The organism is Acinetobacter guerrae, from assembly GCF_009372255.1.
Taxonomy (GTDB): Bacteria; Pseudomonadota; Gammaproteobacteria; order Pseudomonadales; family Moraxellaceae; genus Acinetobacter; species Acinetobacter guerrae.
In genome coordinates, this window is record NZ_LXGN01000058.1 from 48504 (window position 1) to 50924 (window position 2421).

Genomic DNA, 2421 nt, shown 5'->3' on the forward strand with positions numbered 1-2421 from the left:
CTGCATCAGCTTTAGCTTTGGTATCTGCCAGCTGTTTTACTTTTTCCGCTGCCTCTGCCTTAGCTTTGGCATCTGCCTGTTGTTTCGCCTTTTCCGCTGCTTCTGCTTTAGCATCCGCTTGTTGTTGTGCTTTAGCCGCGGCCTCTGCTTTGGCTTTCACGTCAGCTTGCTGTTTTGCTTTAGCCGCAGCTTCAGCTTTCGCGTCGGCTTGTTGTTTCGCCTTTTCTGCTGCTTCCACTTTGGCTTTTTCAATGGCTTCAGTGGATTTGGTTAAAGCAGGGGTAGGTGGTGGACTGCTCGGAATAACAGGCGCTGTAACTTCAGGTTCTTGTGTAGTTTGAATTTGTTCAGCAACTTGGGTGCTCGTTGTTTCTGCTTCTTGAATAGGAATTGCCAAATCTGCAGGATTGACTAGCACAGTTGTGATTTTTTTTGGTGGTTCAGGCGGTTTACTTAAACCTAAATAAAGTAAGCCGACAATCGCAATGGCATGTACGCCAAGCGTAAAACCAAGTGCAATTGCTTTTTCCTGAAAAGGTGGCTTTTGAAAATTCTTCATAACTTACTTTAATGGCTCAGTGAGTAGACCAACTTGTGTTAAACCCGCTTCTTGCAAGCTTGACATTAAAGAAACCACATCACCATATGGTCTGGTTTTTTCACCGTTAACCAATACTGTTATTTTTTGATTGCTTTCATCTGCTTGAGTTTGTGCATCACCTAAAATTTCTTTTAACTGAGATAAAGAAACCTGTTCATTTTTATGATCTTTATATTGCAGATAAATATTGCCATCTTGTCCTAATGTGACAATAGCAGGCTCTTTGGTTTCAATCGGCGTATTTGTCGCTTGTGGTAAATCGACTTTGATCCCACTGGTAATCATCGGCGCTGTTACCATGAAAATCACCAGAAGTACTAACATTACGTCAATATATGGCACGACATTCATATCACTTTTTAATGGTTTTTTGATACGCTCAAAGCGTCCTGAACGCTGAATTGCCATTAAACTTCTTCCTGTGTAGAACCCACAGACTGACGTTGTAATAATGCCACCATTTCCTCGGCAAAAAGAGCACGATCTGAATAAATCGCTTCGCCTTTGGCGGTATAGTGGTTAAAGGCAAGTACCGCAGGAATGGCTGCAAATAGACCGATCGCAGTGGCAATCAAGGCTTCGGCAATACCCGGCGCAACGGTAGCAAGTGTTACTTGATCGACATCAGCCAAGCCAATAAAAGCATTCATGATGCCCCAAACGGTTCCAAATAAACCCACATAAGGAGCAACTGAACCAATACTGGCCAATGCACCAAGCCCTTGTTCAAGTACACTTTGATCGCGGCTTAAACCGACACGTAAAATACGTTCAGTTCCTTCAATGGTTTGATTTGCAGTTGCATGGCGTTTTTTTAGTTTAAAAAACTCGCCTAAGCCTTGATAGAAAATTTCTTCAAGGCCGTGACGTTTTGAATTTAACTGGGCATTATTATAAAGCGTATTTAGCTCGGCACCAGACCAGAACATTTTTTGGAAATGCTCGTCCTGTTGGGCCGCTTTCTTATAGCCCATATGTAACTTGGCGATCAGATACCAGCTATAAATTGAAGCCAGAAGTAGCAAAAGCATGACTGCTTGAACGACGGGACTTGCTTGTAAAATAAGATCAGAAATATGTAAAGAAGATTGGATCTGTGTTGCCATAGTTACATGTGCCAAAGTATGTTTTTTTAATCTTATTCCAGTTCTTTAAGAATAAGATTGCGAATTTCATCAGGAAGTCGGCGTGGTCTCATTTCTGTATTTAAACATGCAAGCTCAACCTCGCCAGAAGCAAGCATGATTTCACCACGATAAATATTTTGTTGCAATACAAATGACGAAGCTTTACATGAAACTACACTCGCTGTAACAGTAATCATGTCGTCCATCATAATAGGGCGCATGTATTTTAATGCGATTTTATGTACAACAAAATTATAATCTTTTTGGTGCCAGTAATGGTCGATGCCTGAAGCACGTAGCCATTCTGTACGAGTCCGTTCCATAAAGCGGATATGATTGGCATGATAAACGATACCACCAGCATCTGTATCTTCAATATATACACGAATTTTGAACTCAAAAAGATTAGCCATAATCATGTTCCAATTTTTACACTAAATATAAATTTTAAACTACTGTGGAGGCACTACTTTTTTCAATAAAAACTTGTTGTAAACAAGGTATTATGAAGGTTTGCAGTTTAACACATTGCTTTTTTTATGGATTGGCTTAAGACACCAGATTATATGGTGCCGAGCTTAGACAAGTTTCCTAATGTATTAGCCCCGAATTAAAACGGACACTTCTCAATTAAGACCTAGTCATAGAACTAGGTTTAAGGAGTGCCTTATGGAACATATTGAAGTTATTACA

Annotated in this window: 3 protein-coding genes and 1 pseudogene; all 4 read right to left on the bottom strand. The window is 40.3% G+C overall.

The window, feature by feature from the left end; genetic code table 11:
* A pseudogene (locus tag A7A69_RS16930) lies at positions 1-559 on the bottom strand (protein TolA); the annotation flags it as partial.
* A gap of 3 nt (positions 560-562) precedes the next feature.
* A complete protein-coding gene (gene tolR, locus A7A69_RS15555; protein ID WP_044433715.1) occupies positions 563-1009 on the bottom strand; it encodes a protein TolR in 447 nt (148 codons plus the stop codon).
* Positions 1009-1707, bottom strand: coding sequence for a protein TolQ (gene tolQ, locus A7A69_RS15560; RefSeq protein WP_120370214.1), 699 nt, complete (start codon positions 1705-1707; stop codon positions 1009-1011). Before tolQ ends, tolR begins: the two co-directional genes overlap by 1 nt.
* Before the next feature lie 32 nt (positions 1708-1739).
* Positions 1740-2141, bottom strand: a complete 402-nt coding sequence (ybgC, locus tag A7A69_RS15565) for a tol-pal system-associated acyl-CoA thioesterase (protein WP_120370213.1) — start codon at positions 2139-2141, stop codon at positions 1740-1742.
* Positions 2142-2421: the final 280 nt, after the last annotated feature.